This window comes from Streptococcus sp. FDAARGOS_192 (assembly GCF_002073815.2).
Lineage (GTDB): Bacteria > Bacillota > Bacilli > Lactobacillales > Streptococcaceae > Streptococcus > Streptococcus salivarius_H.
Window position 1 is genome coordinate 840,132 of the sequence record NZ_CP020431.2, and the last position, 25,513, is coordinate 865,644.

A 25,513-nucleotide genomic window follows, 5' to 3' on the forward strand; every position below is an offset into this window, starting at 1 on the left:
CTTCTGTTATCTCCTTTTGCTTAGATATCGTTATAGTTAATAACTATATATTGACTTACTAAATCCCTTTTTATATCAAAAAATCCCTAGACTTTTGTCTAGAGACTCTATTATTTACTAGGATCAGAACACTAAGCTCTATAAGTGCTCAGTACCCTCTCTTGAAGCCAAGATGATGTATAAGACATATTCTCACTATTGTAACTATTCCAAATAAAATAACCAAAAATTGCCAATACTAATAAGAAACAAATTCCCAAAACGGCTAACCATATGATTTGTTTCTTTAAGCTATCATACTCACTCATATAGCCATTATGAAGTTTAATGAGTTCATTTCTTTTTTTGTTACTTGACTCTTTAGCAATAGCTATTTCTAGCTCGTACATCTGGTGCTTCCATGAATTCTTAGAAGTGCCTTTTTTCATTTTATTGTTTGAAAGGTTGCTGTTGCCTTTCTCAAAGTTATTTTTTTCAGTCATATTTCCCTCTAAAATCTTCTTTTAGTCCCTATCATTATAACATATGTAAAACTATCTGAAAAGTTCATTTTTGGTTAAAATTTTGAGAAAGATAATTAAAACATGAAAAAGAACCAGAGGGAAACTTCTTATGTTATACTCTATGTATGCATAAGAAAACTGTTATTGATTTTAAAGAACTTGGTGTCAGACAAATCTTTACAGACGCCATTAAAGAACTAAAAACAAAGGACATTAAGGAAGTCAAACCCCTTTTAGATGAACTCGAAGCCTATCAAAATGAAGGTTATTATGCAGTAGGTTATGTTTCCTATGAAGCAGCCCCTGCCTTCGAGACAAAATTTCAGGTTATTGATGGTCCATTAATGTCTGAGTATCTCCTCTACTTCACTGTTCATGAAACTGTTCAAACAGAGCCTATTCCACTTACTTATGACCCTATTACCTTACCAAAATCTTGGCAAGAGCTAACTTCTGCTGAGGAATACAAGGCTGCTATTGAGCATATACACCACCATATTCGACAAGGTGATACTTATCAGGTCAATTATACTGTTCAACTTCAACAGAACCTGACAGCTGATCCCTTTGCCATCTATAACCGATTGGTTGTTGAGCAAAATGCCCATTACAATGCCTTTATTCAGCACGATGATGTTTCTATCATTTCTATAAGTCCAGAACTCTTCTTTAAAAAAGATGGCGATAAGTTGACTACTCGTCCTATGAAAGGTACTACCAATCGAGGTTTAACAACTGAAACTGACCTTGCACAAGCAAGATGGCTAGCTCAGGACCAGAAAAATCGCTCTGAAAATATGATGATTGTCGATCTTCTTAGAAATGACATGAATCGTATTTCTAAAATAGGAAGTGAAGATGTCAAGAGCCTTTGCCAAGTTGAACAATACTCTACAGTTTGGCAAATGACTTCGACAATTGAAACGCAACTCCTGACAAATAGAAGTTTATGCGATGTCTTCCAAGCCCTTTTTCCATGCGGATCGATTACAGGTGCCCCAAAAATAGCAACCATGGAGATTATTAAGAAGGTTGAAAAACAGCCTCGAGGTGTTTATTGTGGAGCTATTGGAATCTTGGTGCCACAGGGACCTAGTATTTTCAACGTAGCCATTCGGACACTACAAATGGAAGAAACCAAGGCTATCTATGGTGTCGGAGGGGGGATTACCTGGGACAGTAACTGGGAATCCGAATACGAAGAAACCAAGCAAAAAGCTGCTGTTCTATACCGTCAGAACCCAAAATTTGATCTCATTTCTACCGGTCGTATTCATCAAGGAAAACTTATCTTTCTGGAGGAGCATATAAAACGTTTACAAGAGAGTAGCCGATACTTTGACTATCCTTTCAATGCAGAAAAAGCTCACAATCAAGCCACAGCTCTGTGCCAATCACTAGATCTTGACACAGACTACCGTCTTAAATTGTCCCTTAAAAAAGATGGTGAACTGAAGTTTGAACATAGCCAATTAACAAACTTATCTGATGACTTTTGCCAAGCACGGTTAGTTGAGCAAAGACATCCGTTGGATAGCCCCTATACCTTCTTTAAAACAAGTTACCGTCCTCACCTTAGTATCGAACCTCACGAACAAATCTATTATAATCACGAGGGACAACTCCTAGAAACCTCTATCGGTAACATCGTTCTTAAAATCGAAGACCAACTCTACACACCACCAGTTCACCTCGGCCTCTTAAATGGCATCTACAGACAAAGTCTTATAGCTGAAAATAAGCTGAAAGAAAAAGTCCTGACTGTAAAAGACCTGAAACAGGCTCAGGCCATCTACGGATGTAATGCGGTGAGAGGGTTGTATGAATTGAAGGTGGAAGGATAGAATTGTATTTAACGAAAAAATACAAGTTTTTTGTTCTCCCCTACTCTTGCTAAAGACAAAAGAATCTTCAATATTCTATTGGTAAAAAATCAACAATTTAATAGTAAAATAAAGTATAATACTTACTGATAGTTATTCAGTTATCGTGACTGTAATGATAAACTTTTTGGCTTATAATTTACTAGCCTTAAAATTCAGTAATAATTTAGAAAGGATACAAACCTTAAATGAAAAAATTTAAAGGCTTGACTTCTGCTGAAGTTCAAGCAAGTAAAAATGCCCATGGCGATAATAGGCTATCTAGTAAAGAGGCTAACTCGCTCCTCTCAATCTTTGTCGAAGCCTTCCAAGATCAATGGATTCTTATCCTCTTGGCTGCCTTAGGATTAAAAATCATCTTCAACTTTGTTGGAATGATTTTCCCTGCTATTGGTGAAGCCAATTGGTATGAGGCTATTTCACTAATTTTTGCCATTTTGATGTCTACAGGATTCTCAGCAGTCTCACAATACCGAAATGAGCAAAAATTCAACACTCTTCAAGAAGAGGCTTCAAAAACTAATGCTAAGGTTTATCGTGATGGTAAACTTAAAGAAATTCTCGTTGATGATATTGTAAAAGGTGATCAAATTCTCCTTCAATCAGGGGACAAGATTCCAGTTGACGGTATCATACTGGAAGGTGAGTTAAAAGTAAACCAAGCTGTCCTTAATGGTGAAAGTGAAGATGCTAAGAAACTTCCTCTTGGTGATCAAGCAGAACCAGACTCTTCCGACCTCTTTACAGAGCTCAAAGTCTTCCGTGGTACAGTTGTTACTTCAGGTGAAGCCGTTATGGAAGCTACACAAATTGGTGATAATACTGTTCTAGGAAGCATCAATACTTCTCTTCAAGAAGATAGTAAAGATTCACCATCCAAAGAAAAACTCAACAAGCTTGCTGGAAACATCGGTGTCCTCGGTTATAGTGCAGGTGCTGCATATTCAGTAATCAACCTTGTTTTAGGCTTTATTGCCCTCAATAAGGCTAATAACCTCAATGGTGGTTCAATCTTCCTTCTTATCATTGAAACGATTCTCTTTGCGGTTACAATCATCATCATGGCCGTTCCAGAAGGTCTTCCGATGATGTTGGCACTCGTTTCTTCAATGAACTCAGGACGACTTTTAGCTCAAAATATCCTGGTTCGCCATCCTGATACCATTGAAACAGCCGGATACATGAATATACTCTTCAGTGATAAGACTGGTACTATCACTGAAGGTAAACTATCTGTAGTTGACTTCTTCCTTGCTGATGGAACACTTTATGCAGCTACTGGTGAAACTGAGGCTCCTGATTTTGACACTATGTCAGATAGCCTTAAAGCTGAAATGATTAATGGTATCGGTCTTAATAACGACGCCATGGTAGCTGATGGCAGTGCTGTTGGTAGTAACGCCACTGACCGTGCACTTCTTGATTTCCTTATTGGTCGTTCTCAACTTGATTTTGATACAAATACAATTACTGAGAAGCAACAATTCAACTCAGCAACAAAATTCGCAAGTGTAACGACTAAGGACGGAAAAACTTACATCAAGGGTGCTCCAGAATTCATCCTAAATGACTGCTACTACTATCTTGATAAAGATGGTAATAAACAAAACTTTACAGATGATATTAAAGCTCGTTTCCAAGAATTATCATTGGAACAAGCTAACCGTTCAATGCGTTTACTTGCTATCCTCAATACAGATGGTAATGATAAAGTCTTGATTGGTATCGTATGTATCCGTGATAACGTTCGTTCTTCAATCAAACAAACTGTTGAAACAATGAACCGTGCAGGTGTTCAAGTAGTTATGGTAACTGGTGACCGTAAAGAAACCGCTGTTGCTATCGCTAAAGAAGCCGGTATCGTTACTGGTCAAAATGACCTTGTTCTTACTCACGATGAACTTTCTGCCCTTTCAGATCAAGAACTTAAACAACAATTGCCTCACTTAAAAGTGGTCAGTCGTGCCCTTCCAATGGATAAAAAACGTCTTATTGAGGCAGCTCAAGACCTCGATATGGTCGCTGGTATGACGGGTGATGGGGTCAATGACTCACCTGCCCTCAAATCAGCTGATGTCGGATTCTCAATGGGTGATGGTACTGAAGTCGCACGTGAAGCCTCAGATATCGTTATCTTGAATAACTCATTGACTTCTATTGAGAAAGCTGTCCTCTATGGACGTACTATGAGTAAGTCAGTAAGTAAATTCATTATCTTCCAATTAACCGTTAACGTGACTACAATTGCTATGTCACTTCTCTCACCACTTTTGGGCCTCAAAGAACCATTTACAATTATCCAAATTCTCTGGATTAACCTTATCATGGACACACTTGCTGCCCTTGCCTTTGGTGAAGAGCCTACCCTAGATCGTTACATGAATGAAAAGCCAGTTGCTAAGAAGGCAAATATTCTTACTGGCTATATGAAATCTGCTATTGGTGTAGCTAGCGTCTTCATTACTCTTGTATGTTTAGCTATTCTTAAAAATGTTGGTGGTATCCAAGGCTTTATCACAAATGGAACTGGCAACTTTGAAATGGTAACAACATTCACCTTTACAGTATTTATCTATGCTGTCATTTTCAACTCACTTAATACACGTAGTAATGGATTCAATGTTTTTGAACATATCGGCGAAAACAAGAAATTCTCAATTGTAATGATTTCTATTGCTGTCGTTCAAACCTTGATTATTCAATTCGGTGGTAAAGTATTTAGTACCGTTCCAATGGACGTTCAACACTATATCGTTGCACTTCTTATCGCGGTTTTGATCATCCCTGCAGATTTAATTCGAAAAGCTCTAACTAAAAACAAATAACTATCTGTTTAACGTATTATAAAACTTAAAAGGATAAAAAGGATTGGGATAACTCCCAAACCTTTTTTAATAATTTCCGAAGGTAATACCGTGGAAAGATCATAACATAAAAAGGCTTTAACAAGCCTTTTTGATTTATTAAGTAACACTACTTAAATTGACTAGGAGTCCCTGTATAACCTGCCCAATCCTTACTATAAAAGCGGTCGTTCAAGTTATAGCTAGGTGCAGGTGTTGGATTACTTACAAATGGATCAACAGCCTTGTCAAAGGCTACCCACCCTTTCCATCCCATATGAATGGTGTCTTGCATAAAGTAAGGTTGATCTCCATCTTTTGAGAAGTCTGCAATATTGGTAAAGCCTTGACTTTCCAATTGATAACGGATTTTAGAAACCGTAGCATCATACATTTCTTGACTAAGTCCCGTATAAGCCATCCACTTGCTATTAACAGGTGGGATGACAAAAATGACATTAGTATTTGACTTAGCAAATTGATTTAGCACCAACTGTAGGTCACCGTATTCTTGTGAAACTTCATAAGAAAGATTTTTCTGGAAACCTTTAAGTTTACCAATCTTCTTAGACAAACGTTTCTTATAGAAACGGTCATCGATACCAAAGTCGTTTGACTTAGTATGAGCTTCTGCATCTCTTACAGCAACCTGATCAAGTGCCTCATAAGAGAGCTTGTCTGGCAACTCTTTAAGATAAGGAAGAACTTTCTTCTCGTAATTAGCGTTATTTGATGCTGCTAAAGGACTAAACAAGGCATCTTCTCGCTTATTAAGCTCTGCCATAAATTGAATATAAGTCTTATCAAGTGAATTTAACTCTTGCCCCTTAGCCACTTTAGAAAGTTGAGATTTCATAGTAATCTCAGGCTTCATCTCTAAGATACGCTGAGCAGCATATTGAGAATTTGCATCCGTCTGATTTTGACTTAAGAAACTACTAAGTTGGTCGTTATTGTAGAACTGCTGGAAAGCCGCAGAATTGTAACCTTTTTTAGTAAACCACTGTGGTGACAAGACATAGACTGCTGTCCCATTTTTCAATTCGGGAAGCATTTGTTGCATTCCCAAATATTGGTTTAGAGAGGCAGCCCCACGTTGTCCAATAAAATATGGGCGATAGTTACGGTCATATTTTTCAGCTAAAACAGCTGGATGAAGGGCATCAAAACGCAACCACTCACTAGACCCAAAGAAAGGGACAAATCGATGATTCTTATCAGAAAGAGCTGTCGTCTTATTAATACGGCTCTTAAAGTTCTCAGTTGTCAAGGTTACCGCGTTACGTTTTTCAACCTCATAACTATGTTTTCTGCCTTGAGGGTAGGAAAAAATAACTACTACTACCAAGACTAAGGCACAGATTATAGGGCCAAAAATTTGCCATAAACGCTTAAGCATTGCGAAGCTCCGTTACCCCTTCAACAATCTTATTAGCTGTGTTCCAGTCATCACGACCAAATTCTGAAACTGGCACACGAATATCGAAACGTGATTCCAATTCAACGATAAGCTCAACTGTTCCCATAGAATCAAGAACACCAGCATCGAAAAGGTCTTCATCCATCATGTCTGAAACATCTTCCATGAAGAGTTCATCAATAATTTCAATAACTTCTGATTTTACATCCATTTTTATAATTCCTTTACTTATTTTTTAGTGAACCAGAGGTCATTCAAGAATCCAGAGAAAATCAAGAATGACAACATAACAGTGTTAAATGTAATAAAGATTCCCAAAGCCTTCGTCCATTTATTATCAGGAAGTGGCTCAAGACCAGCTTTCTTACGCTCTTTATTAATAGTCTTCTTCTTACGTAACCAGGCATCATTGATTCCTAGACCAATACCATGGAAAATACCATAAGCAATGTAGTACCAAGTAACCCCATGCCAGAATCCCATAACCATCATATTAATGACATAGGCCACATTTGAAGTCGTGTTACGGTTTTTGAAAACCTTGTTTCGCATCAAAACCATAACCAAACGCATAAAGACAAAGTCACGGAACCAGAAAGACAAACTCATATGCCAACGATTCCAAAATTCTTTCAAGTCTCGTGAGATGAAAGGTTTGTCAAAGTTGATTGGGCTCTTTATCCCCATAAGGTTTGATGCTGCCAAGGCAAACATCGAGTAACCCGCAAAGTCAAAGAAGAGATCAAAACCGAAAACATACATGACACCAAGTGTTGGTAAATTAAAGATACCACCTTGAGCTAAAGCTTGTGTTTTCAGTGAAGGTAAAAGCATACTTCCAAAAATTTGAGCCAAGACAAATTTATAGAGAAAACCAAGCATGATATATTTTACAGCTTGCTCCAACATATTCATCAGCTCGTCTCGCTCAGGAATCGCCTGGTAATCTTCGTTAAAGCGTTTGAAGCGATCAATAGGACCACTCGTAAAGGTTGGCATAAAGAGCATGAATCGGAGAAATTCTCCAAGTGTAAACTCTTTAAGGACACCATCCCGCATCTCGATAATCATACCAACTGATCGGAAGGTCAAGTAAGAAATACCAAGAAAGTTTAAGACTGACTGAGTACCATTTATCGCAGGCTCTACCTTAACAAAAATCAAGGGAAGGACTACAAGAAATGAGTGTAAATAGAAAACCCATTTATTGTCCTTTTTACTGCGGTAATGTTTGTAGGAATAAACCCAGATGATTTGCCAAACAATATAGAAGAGTAAGGCTAGTAATTGGCTAGCATGTGTTCCTGTCAGAGCGAGAACAATAAAGGCTAGACTTACCAAACACTCATAAATCGCAAAACGCTTTTTAAAGAAGAGACCCACAAAGATTGGCAATAGAGCTAATCCAAGATAGATAAAATAGAAGGGATTACCGTAGGCTTCTAAATGGGGGAGCTGTTTCAAGAAGTCAATCATCGGTTGTTAACCTCACTGATAAGACCCTTGATATCGATTTTCCCATTTGGTGTTAAAGGCAAGCTCTCACGATAGAGGAACTTAGTAGGCATCATGTAAGACATCATGATATCTTCTAAGTCAGCCTTAATCGCCTTGGTGATATCAATTTCACGTTCAAACTGCTCACGAACACCATCCTTAAGAATCACATAAGCCAAGAGGTTCTGAACCTTATGGTCTTTATTGTAACGTGGCACAGCTACTGCTGAATCAATATACTTAGACTTATTAAGGTTTTGTGAAACATCCTCTAACTCAATACGGAAACCATTAAATTTAATCTGGAAGTCCATACGACCACCGTAAAGAAGGAGACCTTCATCAGTCATCGTTCCTACATCACCAGTATGGTAAGCAGGAAGGCCATTAAACTCGAAGAAGGCTTCCGCAGTCTTTTCAGGATTGTTCATATATCCTTTTGAAACTGCTGGTCCTGAGACGATGATTTCACCTTGTTGACCATTTGGAAGGATATTGCCATCCTCATCGATAATATAAGTCGGTGAATCTTCCTTGGTATAACCAATCGGCAAACGCTTAAGGTTAGCCAGCATCTCATCAGTTACTGCTACTGCTGATAAGGCTACAGTTGCTTCAGTTGGTCCGTAAGCATTGATAATACGTGCTTCTGGGAAACGTTGGCGAAGCTTTTGAGCAGTCTTGACAGTCAACTCTTCTCCGTCAAAATAGAAATGCGTAATTTCTGGCATCTTTTCTGAATTGAAGTCTTCAGACAACATTGCCATATCTGCAAAAGATGGTGTTGATGTCCAAATGGCAATTGGAAGTGAGAAGATCGTTTCAAAGAGCTTCTTGAAGTCCTGTGTAATAGCTGAAGGAAGCGCATAGAGTGTTCCTCCAAGTGCCAATGTAGGTGCCCAGTACATTACCGATAGGTCAAATGAATAAGGCGGTTGAGCCAGCATTTGTGGACGTTTTGGAGTCGCAAATTCCTTATCCGTAATCATCCAGTTGGTGAAACTAAGGAGATTATTGTGTGAAATTTGGACCCCTTTAGGCTTACCTGTAGTTCCTGATGTGAAGATGATGTAATAAGTATCATCCCCCTTAACAGGATGAGTCACTTCGTAGCTAGTCTTGCTTTCAAAAGCTGTTGTCACTTGATCCAATGTTAGAATTGGAGCTTGGACTTCCTCAAGTGGGAAGTCATTGATAGCAATAATCAGACTAGGCTCTGCTACTTCAACGATAGCCGTCACGCGCTCAAGAGCTGAGTGACTATCAATTGGAATATAAGCGTGACCAGATTTAGTCAAAGCGACAAAAGTTGCCAACATTTCATACTCTTGACCGCCATAAACCACAACAGGTGATTTTTCTGGAATATCAAGACTATCAATCTTGGCAGCTAGGCTATCCGAGTCAGCTTTTAAGTCACCGTAAGTGTGAACTTCCCCTAAAATATTGTAAACAGGAAAGTCAGGTTGTGATTGAGCAAACTGCTCAATCGTTTCGATCATATCTTTAATTTTTGTATTCGTCATTATTCTTCCTAAAATTCGTTATAGATAAAATTACCTTGACCTTGTCCTAGGTAATTGTAGAGATAAATTAGGGCCATAAAAATGGCGAAATAAAGCAAGGTTTGTCCTAAAAACACTAGGACGTTTTTATGTTTTAACATTCTAATTTTCGATACCTTTTTTTATATAATACCCTCTTTAGTTTACCATCTTATCAGTATTTTTTCCAATAAAAAAGAAAAAATAACTAAATTTCATTTCTTTTTCATTAATAAGCTTCCGTGATAAATGATTGGCTAAAATCATAAAAAACAGAGCTTAAAAGCTCTGTCGGATTTAACTATTTTGTGTCTTTTGGGCCGTCTGCATACGATAGTACATTCCCTTAGCTTGCATCAGTTGTTCATGGGTTCCGTGTTCAACGATATCTCCATTATTCATGACCAAAATAAGGTTCGCATTCTCTATGGTAGATAATCGATGGGCAATGATGAAACTTGTTCGACATTTCATTAATTTAGCGAAGGCCTCTTGAATGAGAAGCTCTGTACGAGTATCGATACTAGAAGTGGCTTCATCCAAAATTAAGATTTTAGGCACATTGACAAATATGCGAGCAATGGTCAAAAGCTGACGTTGTCCCTGAGAAAGGGATTGCCCCGCATCATTCAAGTAGGTGTCGTAGCCTTGAGGCAACTGCTGAATAAAGAAATCAGCATTGGCAGCCTTGGCCGCTGCTATAACTTCTTCACGACTGGCTTCTGGATTTCCATAGGCAATATTATCATGAATAGTACCGACCTCAAGCCAAGTTTCCTGCAAGACCATCCCAATCTGTTTCTGAAGACTCTCACGAGTATAATCTGTAATAGGTCTACCGTCCAGTAGAATGTTCCCCTTGTCCAAATCATAGAAACGCATAAGCAGGTTAATCAAGGTAGATTTTCCCGCTCCTGTTGGACCAACAATGGCAACAGTACTTGCGGCAGGGATATCAATGCTCAAATCCTTGATAAGAGGTTTATTAGGCAAATAGCCAAACTGGACATGGTCAAATTGAAAACGTCCCTTCACATCTGCTTCTTCTAAGACCACCTTACCTGTTTCTGTTATTTCCTCTTCATCCAATATCATATAAAGCCGATCAGCACAGGCCAAAGCACTTTGAAGTTCAGATAGAACGGATGAGATATCATTAAAAGGTTTGGTATACTGAGTCACATAATTTAGGAAGGTAGTCAATTGTCCCACTGTAAAAGCGCCACCCGACATGATTCGATAAGCACCAACACCTGCAATAAGAGCATAGATCAGACTATTGACAAAACGTGTAGCTGGGTTAACCGCTGACGAATAAAAGATAGCACCCTGTGAATAATCAGCATACTTACCATTGACGTCTTTAAAACTCCTAACCATCTGGTCTTGAGCATTTAGACTCTGTACTAAAACTTCTTGAGTCAGACTTTCCTCAATCAACTGAGTCTGCATACCTCGCCATTTAGTTTGATTGCGATAGAGTTGATAGCTCTTCTTTGCGATAAAACGTGCCACAAGCATTGACAGAGGCGTCATCACTAGAACTAAGAGCATCATGAACCAGTCTAAGCGAGCCATGGTAATGATTATGACAAAGATAGTCAAAAGCCCAACGAAAAATTGGTTAAAGACCATGAGAAGTCCGTTGTTTAACTGATCGCTATCTGTAGTCACACGGCTAACCATGTCTCCAGTTCCTTGACGATCAAGGTAACTAAGAGGCATAGCATGAATTTTCATCATGACTCGTTCACGTAAACTTTCGCTATATGAATAAATTAATCGATTATAAATCAAAGGGTTAAGCCACTGGATTGCACTATTAGCTAAGATAACTACAAGCATCTGCCAAATTAAACGTGACATCAATAGAACGGCGTTCATCTTAAGAACAGCATCCACTGCATCACCAATTAAGATAGGTAAGTAAACCGTTAAGGCAACTTGAATAATGGTCCCAACAGTTGCTAAGGCAAAGAGGTAACGCTGACTTAAGATATCTCTACTTAAACGTTTAAGCGTTGATTTATTATTTCTAGCCTTCATCAGCGACCTCCTTTTGGTGTTGAGAATAATGAATGTCTTGATAAAGTTTATTTGTGGCAAGCAATTCTTCATGATTACCCAAGCCAACTTGATGTCCCTTATCAAGCACCAAAATTTGATCAACAGCTTTTAGACTATTTGTTCTTTGCGAAATAATAATCAAACTCGTTGATTTAAGATTGTCTCTGATAGCCGCTAGTAGGCGACTTTCAGTCAAGTAATCTAGGGCTGAGGTGGAGTCATCCAAAATCAAGAATGGTGCTGGTCTCATCAGCGCACGCGCAATAGTCAAACGTTGACGTTGACCCCCCGAAAAATTACGGCCAAATGACTCAACTGGCTCATCTAAACCAAGGTCCTTATCTCTTACAAAATCAGCAGCCTGAGCCATGTCAAGCGCATGCCAGAGTTCTTGCTCACTCGGTTCGTAGTCAAGTCCTAATGACAAGTTTGAACGAATGGTTCCTCTAAATAACTCAGCTTTTTGCGGGACATAGGCAACCCAAGAACGCCACTCTTTAAGTTTTTTTGGTGATTTTTGATCTTTGAAAATAGCTAATGAACCAATCTGAGGCTGATATAAGTTCATGATTAAGTTCACCAATGTCGATTTACCTGAACCTGTACCACCAATAATACCTAGTGACTGACCTTGAGTAAGACTTACATGAATCTCTTGAAGTGATGGCGAACTAGCTGTAGGATAGGTAAAGGTCATCTGATCAATAGCTAGCACCGTGGAAGCCTGACTAGAAGTTCGAACTTCTAAAGGTGCCTCAATATCCTCATCTTGGAGTTCAAAAATAGCTTGTACTCGCTTCGCTGAAATAAAACTTTGATTCAGATTGGTCAACATCATGGCTAATTTAAGAAGCTCCGTCAAAATTTGCAAGAGATAATTGACCAGAGCAATCAGCATCCCTTGAGACAAAAGTCCACCTTGAATTTGTAGATTTCCTTGCCAAAGGATAGCAATCAAGGTCATATTAACAACCAAGAAAGTCAAAGGACTAATGAGACTTGCTATCACTCCTGTTTTGAGCTGCCACTTCTTCAAGTCTTTATTAACAGCAGTAAAGTTATCTAATTCACGCTCACTTTGATCAAAAGCCCGAATAACCCTCATACCTTCAAGTTGTTGACGCGTATTGGTAACAATTGACTCATTAATTACTCGAATCTTGGCATATAAAGGATTGACGATGCGACTGGCTAGTACAATAATAAGGGTCAATACCAAGACCATGCCAAGAAACCATAGGGTCAAACGTGAACTGATACGGAATGCCATAATAATGGCTCCTGTCACGATAATTGGCGCCCTCAAAAAGAGCCTCAAAAATTGATTGATACCCGTTTGAATTTGAAAGGTATCACCAGTCAAACGTGTCACCAAACTTGACGTTCCAATCTCATCCCGCTTTTCCTTTGATAAACGCATGATTTTCACATACAAATCATTGGTTAAACCTCGGGCATAGCCAACTGCTGCTCTGGATGAAAAATACTGTGCTGAAATAGCAACAACAACCCCAATAACGGCAAGTCCGAACAAGAGAAAAATCATCATAAACAGATGATTTTGGTCTTTATTTGGAATAGTTGTGTCGACAATTCCAGCAATTACTAGAGGGACCAAGAGTTCGAAACTGGCTTCGATTAATTTAAAAACGGGTCCCAGGATACTGTCTTTGACGTATCCTCTAAAATAAACTAATAATGCTTTCATTTGTCTTTCCTAAGTTTAACGTCCTCACTCTTAGAGGCGTGAGAACATACGCATCAAAAAGAGATTAAACTGTACTTCCTTAGCGTAGTAAATATTTCCGCCATTTGTATAAAGTTTTCCGCCACCATAATACATGGCAACTGGTTGGTAATAGGTGTATGCTTGCCCGCTAGTGTTTCCTAGACTCGGAGCAACGACATTTTTAGAGTAAGCCTTTGCGAGTTCGACGGTGTTCACTCCACCATTATCAGCCACATAATCGATATAGGCCTTACCAAAATTATAGGCTTGTACTGCTGTCCAAGGATCCACCTTATGGTGGGCAGCTTCTTCCAGATTTTCCGACAGCACCGTCACCCCTTGACGAATACTTTCTTTTCGATCTGTTATGGAGTTGGTCACCCCTGTAGAACTTTCACTGGACTGCATCACGTCATCTGTCTTCCCCTTGGTTTCTGTGTAGATCATAGCCAGAACCAAATCGACATTGGTTGTATTATCAATGTCGTCCTCAGCCAAAACCTCCTTAACCATGGATTCATAGGTTAAGACATGTTGAATATTGGCATGGATTCGATAGCATTGGATACCTATGATGAGGACTACGACAAAAACCGCCAGACGTCTTATCCATTTAAACATATTATTTATTGATGATATCCTCGATATTTTTGATGAGAATAGAGTAGGTGCCATCAGGATTTCGAATAAACTCAACACTATCAGCATCCTGATACACATTATTAGGCACGATTAACTCAATTCCGTTCGATAACGATAATTTTTGATTCTCCAATTTCTTAATTTGACGCGAATGGTCAATATCTGATACCGAGATAGGCTCAGGTATGGCCTCTTTGAGCTCATCAACAAAAGTCAAACGAGCTGTCAAATTATTATCAAAGAGCTGGTCTGCCAATTTTTCAGGTGATAACTCTTGGTCTTCTTCCAAATTATTAAAAATAGCAGATTTCATTTTTCCTTGGAAATTAAAGTCATCCTGATTAAAATTCTCGGCAATCTTCTGGGCAGTGTCTTCAACCATCTTAATCGATTTCTTGAAAGATTGTTCAGGCTGGACCTGCAACAGATTTTCAGAGAAATAATTGGCAAAGCTTCCATTATGTTTGATTCGCTTTTCAATCAAATAATACTGCTTACTACTACGATTGATTACCAAAGCTTCATCAGGTGTCTGGGCTGCAGAAGGCAAATTATTTTGTGACAATTGAATAGGATGTTGGCTATCTCCCAAAGAATGAATCAAACTGTCCTTGAGAGCAATACGCAAGAAAGCAAAATATTCTTGCCCTTCTTTGTCAAACTGAATAAAGACCAAATCATTGGTCTTTTGATCTTCAGAAATGACAAATTCTTCCTTCCAAAGTTGGGCAATCTTAACTGAGCTTTCCATCAAATCATCTCCTAGATGACTAATGAAAACATTCTCTGCATCGAAATAGCCACGTTTAGCCTCATCAGAGAAAACTTTAGAGAGTTTCTTTCGAAAATACTCATCTAAGCGTGGCGTTATTTCAAGAGGCCCTTCTGCTAAAACCAGCTCCGTATCATTTGGCGAAAACTGGTGAATGATAATGCGTTTAATATATAAATCTAACATAGTTTTTAATAGAGTGGGAAGGCATCTGTAAGAGCTTTAACTTCTCCACGAATGCGTTCCAAAACTTCAGGTTTATCGTGATTTTCCAAAGCTTCAACCATTAATTCAGCAATTTTACGGCTCTCAGCTTCACCCATACCACGACTTGTAATGGCTGGACTACCAACACGGATACCTGATGTCTTAAATGGAGACAATTGCTCGTAAGGAATACCATTCTTATTCAAAGTAATATTAACTTCTTCAAGAACGTTTTGTGCAACTTTACCATTTTCAACAACTTTAGTCACATCAACCAAGAAGAGGTGATTGTTTGTTCCGCCTGAAATAACTCGGAAATCTGGATGTTGATTGAAAACGTCAGCCATGGCAGCAGCATTCTTGATAACATTTTCACCATATTCCTTAAAGGCAGGATCAAGTGCCTCTTTAAGAGCAACAGCCTTAGCAGCAATAACGTGTTCCAAAGGACCACCTTGCAAACCAGGGAAGACTGCAGAATTCAATTTCTTAGCGATATCTTCATCATCAGTCAAAATCAAACCACCACGAGGACCACGAAGTGTCTTGTGGGTTGTTGTTGTTGTCACATGTGCATGAGGAACTGGACTTGGATGATGACCAGACGCTACAAGACCTGCAATATGAGCCATATCTACCATGAGGTAAGCACCTACAGCATCAGCAATTTCACGGAATTTAGCAAAATCAATGATACGTGAGTAAGCTGAAGCTCCAGCCACGATGAGTTTTGGTTGTACTTCTTTAGCTTGAGCCAGAATCGCATCGTAATCAAGAAGTTCAGTTTCCTTATCAACGTTGTAAGCCACGAAGTTATAAGTCTTACCAGAGAAGCTAACTGGTGCACCATGTGTCAAGTGACCACCCGCTGACAAATCCATTCCCATAACCGTATCACCTGGTTGAATCAAAGACATGTATACTGCTGCATTAGCTTGGCTACCTGAGTGAGGTTGCACGTTGGCAAATTTTGCTCCAAAAAGTTCTTTGGCACGCTCAATAGCAAGTGACTCAACCACATCAATCACGTCTGTACCACCATAGTAACGTTTACCTGGATAGCCTTCTGCGTACTTGTTAGTCAAGAGTGTTCCTTGAGCAGCCATTACAGCTTTAGATACCACGTTCTCAGAGGCAATCAACTCAATATTGTTTTGCTGACGTTCAGCCTCGGCATCGATGGCGTTCCATAGTTCAGGGTCAAATGCTTTGTAATCTTCTTTATCAAAAATCATAGAGGTCTCCTTTGAGGTCTAATGGGGTTCAATCAACTCACCCACATACAGTCGGAAATTATCTCACACTTCCATAGGTCTCTGTTAGTCATTTATTCTATGGTCAACTCGGGTAGAGCCGCCAATAGGTCTTCTTTTGTAATCTTCCCTTGTCTGAGAATCCTAGCAGGTGAGACCGACAAATCCAAAATTGTCGAATCTACACCTAACAAGGCTTCATCATCTTGATAGCCAGTCACCTGAAAATCAAATTGGTCTCTTATTTGATCAAAATAACGACCACTAGCCTTCCCAGACTTATTGGCTGAGGGGCCAATCAAGGGCCCTTCTGCTTGAATCAGTTCTCTAGTGACAGGATGATCTGGCAAACGAAAGCCAACTGTCGCCAATCCTGAATTAATCCACTTAGGGACTCGATCATTAGCTTTTAAAATGATAGTCAAAGGTCCAGGCAAAAAAGCATCATACAATTGTTTCAAATATTTGGGTTGCTCTTTTGAATAAGACAGGATATCTTCATAAGAAGCGACATTCAAATTCATAGCTTTATCTCTAGGACGATTTTTCAGCTCATAGACATGGTTTACAGCTCTCTCATCCATAGCCTTAGCAAATAAACCATAGACAGTCTCTGTAGGAAGAACGACTGCACCACCATCAGCCAAGATTTCTCTTAACACTTTCTTACTTTTCATCATCAATCACGACCATTCTATCTTGTCCAAATTGGTCCTTAAGGACACGCACTCGCTTATCAGGAAAATGTAGAGACAAGAGCTTTTTCAAATCCATTCCCTGCTTATAGCCAATTTCAAAGTAGAGCTTTCCACTAGGAGTCAAATACTTATCTGCCTCCTCAATAATCTGTCTATAAATGGCAAGTCCCTCTTCATCAGCAAACAAGGCCATCTTTGGCTCGCTAGCCAAGACATTGACCCCAACTTCGTTCTTATCATTTTCAGAAATATAGGGAGGATTTGACACAATGATATCAAAACTGCCAGAAATATTTTCGAAAACATCTGATCGAACAAAGCTGATGGCTACCTGATTTTGCTTGGCATTCTCCTTAGCAAGTACTAAGGCATCAGCTGACAAGTCACTAGCTGTTACTTGCCAAAGGGGACGACTCTTTTTCAGGGATACCGAAATAGCACCACTCCCAGTTCCAATATCAAGAACCTTAAGCTCTGTGCTTGGGTTTTCCGCTAAAATCAAGTCCACTAATTCCTCAGTTTCAGGGCGTGGAATCAAGACACGCTCATCAACCTGAAAACGTAAGCCATGAAAGTCTTCATAGCCCAAGATATACTGGGCAGGCTGGTGATTCTTTAGTTGGCTAAATGCATGAGCTAATAGCTCAGCATCCTCCTCTGAAACTTCCTGACGCAATTGAAGAACAAAATGAGTCAAGTCCCATTGCTTCAAACCACGATAAACAAAGGAAAGGGCCTCTGGCTCTTCTCCAACAGCCTCAAGCTGCTTTTCATAGTCAGCCAGAACATCCGCTAAAATCATTTGTTAAGCTCTTCCAATTTTTGAGTTTGATCGTAAAGAACAAGAGCATCAATGACTTCATCCATTTTCCCAGCCAAAATCGTATCTAATTTTTGAAGGGTCAAACCAATACGGTGATCCGTTACACGGTTTTGTGGGAAGTTGTAAGTACGGATACGCTCTGAACGATCCCCTGTACCAACAGTAGATTTACGCTCAGCATCTTGTTCATCTTGAGCAATCTGTGCAAAGTGGTCCGCAACACGCGCACGAATAATCTTCATGGCTTTATCACGGTTCTTCTGTTGTGTACGTTCTTCTTGCATCTCTACTTTGATTCCAGTAGGAATGTGAACCATACGAACCGCAGTCGCAACTTTATTGACGTTCTGACCACCAGCACCAGATGCGTGATAGATATCGACACGAAGGTCCTTAGGATCAATTTCGTACTCTACTTCTTCAACTTCTGGCATAACCAAAACAGTTGCTGTTGAGGTATGAACACGACCTTGGCTCTCAGTCACAGGCACACGTTGCACACGGTGTGCTCCAGATTCATATTTGAGTTTAGAGTAGACTGATTGTCCTGAAACCATGGCAACCACTTCTTTGATACCACCGACACCATTATAAGAGGCTTCCATGACCTCAAAGCGCCAACCTTGTGTCTCTGCGTATTTTTGGTACATAGCTAAAAGGTCACCTGCAAACAAGGCAGCTTCATCACCACCTGCAGCCCCACGGATTTCGAGGATGATATTTTTGTCATCATTAGGGTCTTTTGGCAAGAGAAGAATTTTCAAACGTTCTTCATACTCTTCTTTAGCGGCTTTAGATTCTTTAAGCTCTTCCTTAGCCATTTCTTCCAAATCAGGATCACCGCTTGCTTCCTTAATCATCTCTTCAGCATCTGAGATACTTTGAATGACTTGCTTGTACTCACGGTAAGCTGTAACAGTTTCACGAGTATTTGCCTCTTCACGTGACAACTCCATGAAACGTTTAGTGTCTGAAACGACTTCAGGGTCACTAAGCAATTCACCCAATTCCTCATAACGGTCTTCAACCGCTTGTAACTGATCATAAATGTTCATTTGTTATTTTTACTCCTTATATAACTAATAGTCGTTTTTAGGCCTTATTCAAAGGGATTATGTTTTCTTGAGGGGGATTAAACCAGTGCTTTCGACAAACGGAGATATAACTCTCGTGTCCTCCAATTTGAACTTGTGCTCCCTCATAAACTGGCTTCCCATCCTCCATACGAAGAACCATGGTTGCCTTTCTCGAGCAATAATGACAAATGGTCTTGATTTCATCAATCTTATCAGACAAAAGCAAGAGATATTTAGAACCTTCAAAGAGATTGTTCTGAAAATCATTTTTGAGACCAAAAGCCATCACTGGGATATCTAACTCATCAACAATTCGTGCCAAATCATAGACATTCGCACGGGTCAAAAACTGTGCCTCATCAACTAAAACACAGTAAGGTCGTGGATCCATATTAGCAATGTAACCAAAAATATCCGTATCATCACCAATAGGATAGGCCTTCCGCTTCATGCCAATACGACTCGAGATATAGCCGACCCCATCTCGATTATCCAAACGACTGGTCAATAGTACCACTGGTTTTCCTTGTTCTTCGTAATTATAGGCAACCTTAAGAATCTCAATGGATTTCCCAGAATTCATGGTGCCGTAGCGAAAATAAAGTTGTGCCAAACCAGTCTCCTCTAAAATATGTATTGTACTTATTTTATCATAATTCCAAGCGTAAAAGGGAGGGAGACTGAACAATTTTTGAAAAAAGTTCGCCTCACTCCCTTATTTTTATGATAGGTTTAACTTGTGTTTCAAACGGCTCAATCTTATCACCCTAATATAGTTTTACCAGTCTAATAACTTCTTATGAATAGGCTTTAGCCAATTTTTCAAGGAGTTCTTCTTTCTCCTCATCACTAGCAAATGAAGCTTCGATTGCTGTCTTATTATGAGCATAGAAGTCTTGAACTGAGCTATCAAAATGCTTGTGATAGAGTTCGTACTCTTTGGTCAGGTTTGTATCAGAAACGGTACGATTGTCCGTATTAATGGTAATATTAGCACCTGCCGCTTTCATTTTTAGATAAGGAAAATCAGCAACTGTAACGGCTGCCTTGGTCTGGAGATTACTTGTTAAACATAACTCTCCTGTGACACCATTTTTGACAAACTCTTCCAAAAGCTTAGGCTCCTGAGCCAAGATCGTTGCATGGCCATTACGCTTAATTCCCATGGCAATCGACTCAGCCAAAAAGGCAGGGCAACCACACTCACCAGCATGAAAAGTCATCGGACGGTTGTAACTTTGGACTTGTTCAATCAAAGGTTTAATCGCTTTAGGTCCATAATGATGTTCATCTCCAGCAAAATCAAAACCAACAAAGTCACTATCTTCAACTTCATTTGCTTCATCAAGAATACGAGCCGTTAATTCTTGATCTGATTGGCGCATACCACAAACTAGGGCCTTGGCTACAATACCAAATTCTTCTTGGGCTTGACGTAAGCCTTGACAAACAGCATCAATGGTCTCAGCGACAGTCAATCCCTTATCCATTGACAATTCTGGAGCAAAACGCACTTCAATATAGATGACATTTTCAAGAGCAGCCTGTTTAGCAACATCATAAGCCGCAATGGTCAATGCTTCCTTTGTTTGAAGCAAAGGACGAATATAATCAAAAGCCTCAAGATAATCTAGAAGACTCTCACAGGTAGCCGGTGCTGTCACATGGTGTTTAAGCTCCGTATCGTCCTCAGGTAACTCAATCTGTGCCAAGTCAGCTAGGTGACGAATGGTTTCCAACGATAATGAACCATCCAAATGGCAGTGTAATTCTGTTTTAGCCAACTTATGAAAATCAATAGCAGTCATTCTTTTCTTCCTCTCTAAACAATATGTTTTTATCAGATAAAAATTAATTTTTACTATCTTATCATTCTTATAGAAAAAGTCAAGGTGTCGCGTCTAATCGGACGTAGTAGATTCTTGAAATGCCATTAGCATTTTGTTAGGATGTAACTATCAAGAATACAAGGAGAAACTTTATGTCTGACTATATTTTACCAGAAGTTTGGGAAAACCCAACCTCTATGGGAGGTGCCTGGGGTGGCCTCAATCAACCTACAGCTGGTGCACGTTTTGAACAAACTTTACCTAAAGGTGACCAACCTTTCCAACTCTATACTCTTCCGACACCAAATGGTATCAAGGCAACTATCATGCTGGAAGAATTGAAAGAACTTGGTGTAACTCAAGCGGGTTATGACGCTTATCGTATTAAGATTGGTGACGGTGACCAATTCGGCTCAGACTTTGTTTCAATCAATCCAAACTCAAAGATTCCAGCCATGATGGATTACTCTGAAGACCAACCAGTTCGTGTCTTCGAATCAGCTAACATCCTCCTTTACTTGGCTGAAAAATTTGACAAACTCATTCCAACTGATCACGCAAAACGTACAGAAGTTCTCAACTGGCTCTTTTGGCAAACAGGTGCTGCGCCTTTCCTAGGTGGTGGCTTTGGGCACTTCTTCCACTATGCACCTGAAAAAATCGAATATGCCATCAACCGTTTTGCCATGGAAGCCAAACGCCAACTTGATTTGCTTGATAAAGAATTAGCAACCAAACCTTATATTGCTGGTGATGAGTATACTATCGCTGATATCGCCATCTGGTCTTGGTATGGCCGTCTTGCTCAAGATAAGATTTGGGACAAGGCTGGTATTTTCCTTGATGTTAAAGAATACAAGCATCTTCAGGCTTGGACTGAAAAAATTGCCGACCGTCCAGCGGTTAAACGTGGACTTGAAGTCGACTATAAAGATATCTAATTTTTATAACGGTTTGCCTAGGCCAACCGTTTTTCTATTGTTTCATGATATAATAGAAGCAAAATCACAAGGAGACATTCATGACTGTATTTCAAGCTATTTTAGAAAAAATCAAAGCCTACGACACTATTATTATTCACCGCCACCAAAGACCTGACCCAGATGCCATTGGTAGTCAGGTAGGACTGAAGGAAATTTTAAAAACAAACTTTCCAGATAAAAAGGTTCTTGCGACTGGTGTCAATGAGCCTACCTTATCTTGGATTGCTGAGATGGATGAGGTAGCTGACCAAGATTATGAAGGGGCGCTTGTTATTGTTACCGATACAGCCAATACCCCTCGTATCGATGACGATCGTTATGATAAAGGTGACTTCCTTATCAAAATTGACCATCATCCTAACGATGATGCTTACGGAGACCTCCTCTTAGTTGATACGACTGCTTCAAGTGCCAGCGAAATTGTGACAGACTGGGCCCTCAGCCTGGGCCTTTCCTTGTCAGATGCCGCTGCGCGTGTTCTCTACAATGGTATTGTTGGCGATACAGGCCGCTTCCTCTTTCCATCTACTACTCCTAAAACACTTCAAATCGCGGCTAAACTTCGTGAATACGACTTTGATTTTGCAGCAATGGCTCGTCGTATGGACAGTTTTCCTTTCAAAATTGCTAAACTACAAGGTTATGTTTTCGATAATCTAGAAGTAGATGAAAATGGTGCAGCTCGAGTTGTCTTGACACGAAAGATTTTGGATGAATTCAATGTCACTGATGCTGAAAGTTCTGCCATTGTTGGCACTCCAGGACGTATTGATTGTGTCGAATCTTGGGCTATTTTCGTAGAGCAGCCTGAAGGGCATTACCGTGTCCGTCTACGCAGTAAAAGCATTGTCATCAACGAGATTGCCAAACGCCATGATGGTGGCGGCCACCCACTTGCTAGTGGGGCCAATTCCTACAGCTTAGAAGAAAACGAACAAATCTATCAAGAAATCAAGGATACAGTTGCCCATGCAACTCACTAATCGTCGTGTACGTCTCATGGGAACTGTGATTGACGTCTCTATCTATCATAAAGAACCAGAACCCCTGCTAGACCAAGTTGAAGCACTTCTACATACCTACAATAAGCGCTTCTCAGCCAATGACGACAGTTCCGAACTCATGAAAATTAACAAGGCAGCAGGCTTACATCCGGTGACAGTTCACCCAGAGCTTTTTGAACTTATTTCTCTTGGAAAATGGCATAGCTGCCAACCTGGAAGTCACCTTAATATTGCTATTGGGCCTCTCATTCAGACTTGGCGCATTGGTTTTTCTGATGCTAAGCTGCCTCTTCCTGAAGAAATTCGTCCGCTCCTAGATATCATCAATCCCAACGCCATTCTTCTATCCGAGGAAAATCAAAGTGTTTTTCTCAAAGAAAAAGGGATGAAAATTGATCTTGGTGCTCTGGCAAAGGGATATATTGCAGATCGTATTGCAGATTTTCTTAAAGCTAAAAAAGTAACCAGCGCCCTAATCAATCTCGGAGGTAATGTCCTAACCTTTGGACCAGCTCTCCATAATCCTGACCAAAAATGGCGAATTGGTATTCAAAATCCTAAGGAGACTAGAAATACAAATCTTATGGTGCTTGCTATAAAAGATCAGTCTGTTGTCACTTCGGGAATCTATGAACGCACTTTTGAGATAGATGGCAAAACCTACCACCATATTTTTGATAGCCAGACTGGTTATCCAGTCTTCAGTGACCTAGCCAGCCTTACCATCATTTCATCCCTCTCAGTGGATGGTGAAATTTGGACAACCCGCTTATTTGGCTCTAGTATCGAACATATTTTCCAGGAAGTTAGTTCACAAGCTGAGCTTGAAGCAATCATCGTTGATAAAGATAATCACTGCTTTCAGACAGGTGGCATTTACAAAATGCGAATTTCCTAAAAAATAGTAAAAAAGACTTGTCAAGAAGACCACCTTTTGATAAACTAAAATAGTTAAAAAAACTATGGTGCGGAAAGTACCATGGCAGAAAGGAAATATTTTAACATGAAAAAAGATATCCATCCAGATTACCGTCAAGTAGTATTCATGGACACAACTACTGGTTACCAATTCCTTAGCGGTTCAACTAAACACTCAAATGAAACAGTTGAATTCGAAGGTGAAACTTACCCACTTATCCGTGTAGAAATTTCATCAGATTCACACCCATTCTACACTGGCCGTCAAAAATTCACACAAGCAGACGGACGCGTGGATCGTTTCAACAAAAAATACGGTCTCAAATAAGCAACATCTTGTTGTTAAGCCATTCCGATTGGAATGGCTTTTTTGTATGCTCTTGAGTATAAACTCTCCTACTCCCATCTTTATAAAATAAAAAAACAGCTTCCATATGGAAACCGTTTAATCCTATTAGCCTGCTTTACCAATAGCCAAAGCCCAGATAAAGGAGAGAGCAAATCCGAACAAGAAGATCAAACCTGCAATAGCAAGTCCTTTCAACCAAGTTGGAAGGTCTTTCTTCTCTTTTGTAACAAGTACGTAATTCAAAAGCGCAAAGAAAGGTGTTGTAAGGAATGAACCAATCATGGCGAAACGAAGCATGGTTGCTACTTGACCTTGGAAGAAGAAAATAATGATGAGACCAAGAATAGCTGTCAAGGTCATCCAAACATTCAAAGGTGTTTGATTTTTTTCTTTTTGGTTAAACAAAAGACGAAGAGAAATTTCGTTAACACGTGAGTAACCATCAATAACGGTAATTACAGTACCAAAGATACACAAGAAAGCGATAAAGGTAATCAAATAGCGTGACCACTCACCAAGTACTGATGCGTACATACCAACAAACTGTGCAATATACTTAGCTGATGCTGCTTCTACAGGCTTACCAGTTGGATACTGAATAAGAGCCCCGAGTGCTACAAAGAATACCGCAAGAATAGCTGTTCCGATGTAACCAACGTTAAAGTCAAAGAGGGCATCATCAGTGTTGAAATCAACAGTTTTCTTTTTCTCAGCTGACCAAAGTGAGTTAATGGCTGAAATTTCAATTGGTGCTGGCATCCATCCAAGAAGTGAAACGATAAATGGAAGGGCTGCGAGCTGCCATGGTGTTTTTTCAACGAAGTCAGCACTGTACTCTGGGTGTTTGATTGCCGCAATAATAACTGCTGCTACTGTTGCAATAGTCAAAGCTGACATGATCCATTTAGCCATACCATCAAGAAGTTTGTAACCACCAAAGAGTAACATACCCCAGATAATGGCAACCAAAATAATTGACCATGTGGTAATACTCAAACCAAGCATTGGAAAGGCACTAGCAATGATGGCTGAACAAAGAATAGAAACTCCCGCAGTATTAACCAAAGCTGAGAAGACATTCAAAATGAAGAATACCCAAAGATAGAATTTACCTTTCTCAGCATAACCTTCAACGAGGGTTTTACCCGTATCTGCGGTATACTCGGCACCAAAACGGAAGAATGGGTATTTAAAGAGGTTGGCAAGAATAACCAAGCCTAGCAAGGCCCATCCATAAGAACCACCCGCTTGGGTTGATGAAACGATGTGGGAACCACCTACGGCCGCTGAGGCCATTAGGATACCGGGTCCCATTGCTTTTATTTTACTACGCCAGGTAGACTGACTAGATACACTTGTTTCTGACATAAGAAAATCTCCTAAAACAAATTTTCAGAATAATCTGAATTGATGTTTACCATTGTACACAATTGTTGGAATAATTTCAATAGCATTTCACATATTTTCTGAAAA

At 39.7% G+C, this 25,513-nt stretch carries 23 protein-coding genes; 6 read left to right on the top strand and 17 right to left on the bottom strand.

All coding sequences use genetic code 11. The annotated features are described in order from the left end of the window. Window positions 1-131 precede the first annotated feature (131 nt). Entirely contained in the window at window positions 132-482 is a 351-nt protein-coding gene (locus tag A6J31_RS05050) for a hypothetical protein (protein ID WP_037600816.1), read from the bottom strand. A 146-nt stretch (window positions 483-628) separates the two neighbouring features. Between A6J31_RS05050 and pabB the strand changes: the two genes are divergently transcribed. Beyond that, window positions 629-2,347: an aminodeoxychorismate synthase component I gene (gene pabB, locus A6J31_RS05055; RefSeq protein ID WP_080610585.1), complete on the top strand. Its 1,719-nt coding sequence runs from the start codon at window positions 629-631 to the stop codon at window positions 2,345-2,347. Between the two features lie 227 nt (window positions 2,348-2,574). Next, window positions 2,575-5,211, top strand: coding sequence for a calcium-translocating P-type ATPase, PMCA-type (locus tag A6J31_RS05060; protein ID WP_048675528.1), 2,637 nt, complete (start codon window positions 2,575-2,577; stop codon window positions 5,209-5,211). A gap of 148 nt (window positions 5,212-5,359) precedes the next feature. Here the strand turns inward: A6J31_RS05060 and dltD are convergent, their stop codons facing one another. From dltD to add, 15 genes are all read right to left on the bottom strand, one after another. Continuing rightward, the gene (gene dltD / locus A6J31_RS05065; protein ID WP_080610586.1) at window positions 5,360-6,628 is read right to left on the bottom strand and encodes a D-alanyl-lipoteichoic acid biosynthesis protein DltD; all 1,269 of its coding nucleotides are present in this window, start codon (window positions 6,626-6,628) and stop codon (window positions 5,360-5,362) included. After that, on the bottom strand, window positions 6,621-6,860 hold the full coding sequence (gene dltC / locus A6J31_RS05070; RefSeq protein ID WP_002891149.1) for a D-alanine--poly(phosphoribitol) ligase subunit DltC: 240 nt from the start codon (window positions 6,858-6,860) through the stop codon (window positions 6,621-6,623). Before dltC ends, dltD begins: the two co-directional genes overlap by 8 nt. Window positions 6,861-6,877: 17 nt before the next feature. Continuing rightward, entirely contained in the window at window positions 6,878-8,125 is a 1,248-nt protein-coding gene (dltB, locus tag A6J31_RS05075; protein ID WP_080610587.1) for a D-alanyl-lipoteichoic acid biosynthesis protein DltB, read from the bottom strand. Next, window positions 8,122-9,672, bottom strand: a complete 1,551-nt coding sequence (gene dltA / locus A6J31_RS05080; RefSeq protein ID WP_014634613.1) for a D-alanine--poly(phosphoribitol) ligase subunit DltA — start codon at window positions 9,670-9,672, stop codon at window positions 8,122-8,124. Before dltA ends, dltB begins: the two co-directional genes overlap by 4 nt. An 8-nt stretch (window positions 9,673-9,680) precedes the next feature. Continuing rightward, window positions 9,681-9,812: a teichoic acid D-Ala incorporation-associated protein DltX gene (locus A6J31_RS05085; protein WP_002885174.1), complete on the bottom strand. Its 132-nt coding sequence runs from the start codon at window positions 9,810-9,812 to the stop codon at window positions 9,681-9,683. A 175-nt stretch (window positions 9,813-9,987) separates the two neighbouring features. Beyond that, window positions 9,988-11,736: an ABC transporter ATP-binding protein gene (locus tag A6J31_RS05090; RefSeq protein ID WP_080610588.1), complete on the bottom strand. Its 1,749-nt coding sequence runs from the start codon at window positions 11,734-11,736 to the stop codon at window positions 9,988-9,990. Continuing rightward, a complete protein-coding gene (locus A6J31_RS05095; RefSeq protein ID WP_080610589.1) occupies window positions 11,726-13,465 on the bottom strand; it encodes an ABC transporter ATP-binding protein in 1,740 nt (579 codons plus the stop codon). Before A6J31_RS05095 ends, A6J31_RS05090 begins: the two co-directional genes overlap by 11 nt. 30 nt (window positions 13,466-13,495) lie before the next feature. Then, a complete protein-coding gene (locus A6J31_RS05100; protein WP_080610590.1) occupies window positions 13,496-14,107 on the bottom strand; it encodes a lysozyme family protein in 612 nt (203 codons plus the stop codon). Between the two features lies 1 nt (window position 14,108). After that, window positions 14,109-15,086, bottom strand: coding sequence for a nucleoid-associated protein (locus tag A6J31_RS05105; RefSeq protein WP_080610591.1), 978 nt, complete (start codon window positions 15,084-15,086; stop codon window positions 14,109-14,111). Window positions 15,087-15,091: 5 nt separating this feature from the next. Further along, window positions 15,092-16,342 carry a serine hydroxymethyltransferase gene (glyA, locus tag A6J31_RS05110; RefSeq protein ID WP_002891158.1) on the bottom strand — a complete coding sequence of 417 codons (1,251 nt, stop codon included), beginning with the start codon at window positions 16,340-16,342 and terminating at the stop codon, window positions 15,092-15,094. A gap of 92 nt (window positions 16,343-16,434) precedes the next feature. Further along, complete coding sequence (locus A6J31_RS05115; RefSeq protein ID WP_080610592.1) at window positions 16,435-17,040, bottom strand: L-threonylcarbamoyladenylate synthase; 606 nt, start codon at window positions 17,038-17,040, stop codon at window positions 16,435-16,437. After that, window positions 17,027-17,860, bottom strand: coding sequence for a peptide chain release factor N(5)-glutamine methyltransferase (prmC, locus tag A6J31_RS05120; RefSeq protein ID WP_080610593.1), 834 nt, complete (start codon window positions 17,858-17,860; stop codon window positions 17,027-17,029). Before prmC ends, A6J31_RS05115 begins: the two co-directional genes overlap by 14 nt. Continuing rightward, the gene (prfA, locus tag A6J31_RS05125; RefSeq protein ID WP_004182370.1) at window positions 17,857-18,936 is read right to left on the bottom strand and encodes a peptide chain release factor 1; all 1,080 of its coding nucleotides are present in this window, start codon (window positions 18,934-18,936) and stop codon (window positions 17,857-17,859) included. The genes prmC and prfA overlap by 4 nt, the downstream gene beginning before the upstream one ends. Before the next feature lie 37 nt (window positions 18,937-18,973). Beyond that, window positions 18,974-19,570 carry a thymidine kinase gene (locus A6J31_RS05130; protein ID WP_021144015.1) on the bottom strand — a complete coding sequence of 199 codons (597 nt, stop codon included), beginning with the start codon at window positions 19,568-19,570 and terminating at the stop codon, window positions 18,974-18,976. A 184-nt stretch (window positions 19,571-19,754) separates the two neighbouring features. Beyond that, complete coding sequence (gene add, locus A6J31_RS05135) at window positions 19,755-20,765, bottom strand: adenosine deaminase (RefSeq protein ID WP_080610594.1); 1,011 nt, start codon at window positions 20,763-20,765, stop codon at window positions 19,755-19,757. Window positions 20,766-20,938: 173 nt separating this feature from the next. Here add and yghU point away from each other — a divergent pair, with 173 nt between their 5' ends. The 4 genes from yghU to A6J31_RS05160 all read left to right on the top strand — a co-directional run bounded on the left by yghU (window position 20,939) and on the right by A6J31_RS05160 (window position 24,019). Continuing rightward, entirely contained in the window at window positions 20,939-21,727 is a 789-nt protein-coding gene (yghU, locus tag A6J31_RS05140; RefSeq protein WP_080610595.1) for a glutathione-dependent disulfide-bond oxidoreductase, read from the top strand. Between the two features lie 80 nt (window positions 21,728-21,807). After that, entirely contained in the window at window positions 21,808-22,752 is a 945-nt protein-coding gene (locus tag A6J31_RS05145) for a DHH family phosphoesterase (protein ID WP_004182107.1), read from the top strand. Beyond that, a complete protein-coding gene (locus tag A6J31_RS05150; protein ID WP_080610596.1) occupies window positions 22,739-23,671 on the top strand; it encodes an FAD:protein FMN transferase in 933 nt (310 codons plus the stop codon). The genes A6J31_RS05145 and A6J31_RS05150 overlap by 14 nt, the downstream gene beginning before the upstream one ends. A gap of 105 nt (window positions 23,672-23,776) precedes the next feature. Beyond that, window positions 23,777-24,019, top strand: coding sequence for a type B 50S ribosomal protein L31 (locus A6J31_RS05160; RefSeq protein ID WP_003093591.1), 243 nt, complete (start codon window positions 23,777-23,779; stop codon window positions 24,017-24,019). A gap of 126 nt (window positions 24,020-24,145) precedes the next feature. On the opposite strand, the gene A6J31_RS05165 is transcribed toward A6J31_RS05160, so the two are convergent. Further along, the gene (locus tag A6J31_RS05165; protein ID WP_080610597.1) at window positions 24,146-25,408 is read right to left on the bottom strand and encodes an NRAMP family divalent metal transporter; all 1,263 of its coding nucleotides are present in this window, start codon (window positions 25,406-25,408) and stop codon (window positions 24,146-24,148) included. Between the last annotated feature and the right edge of the window lie 105 nt (window positions 25,409-25,513).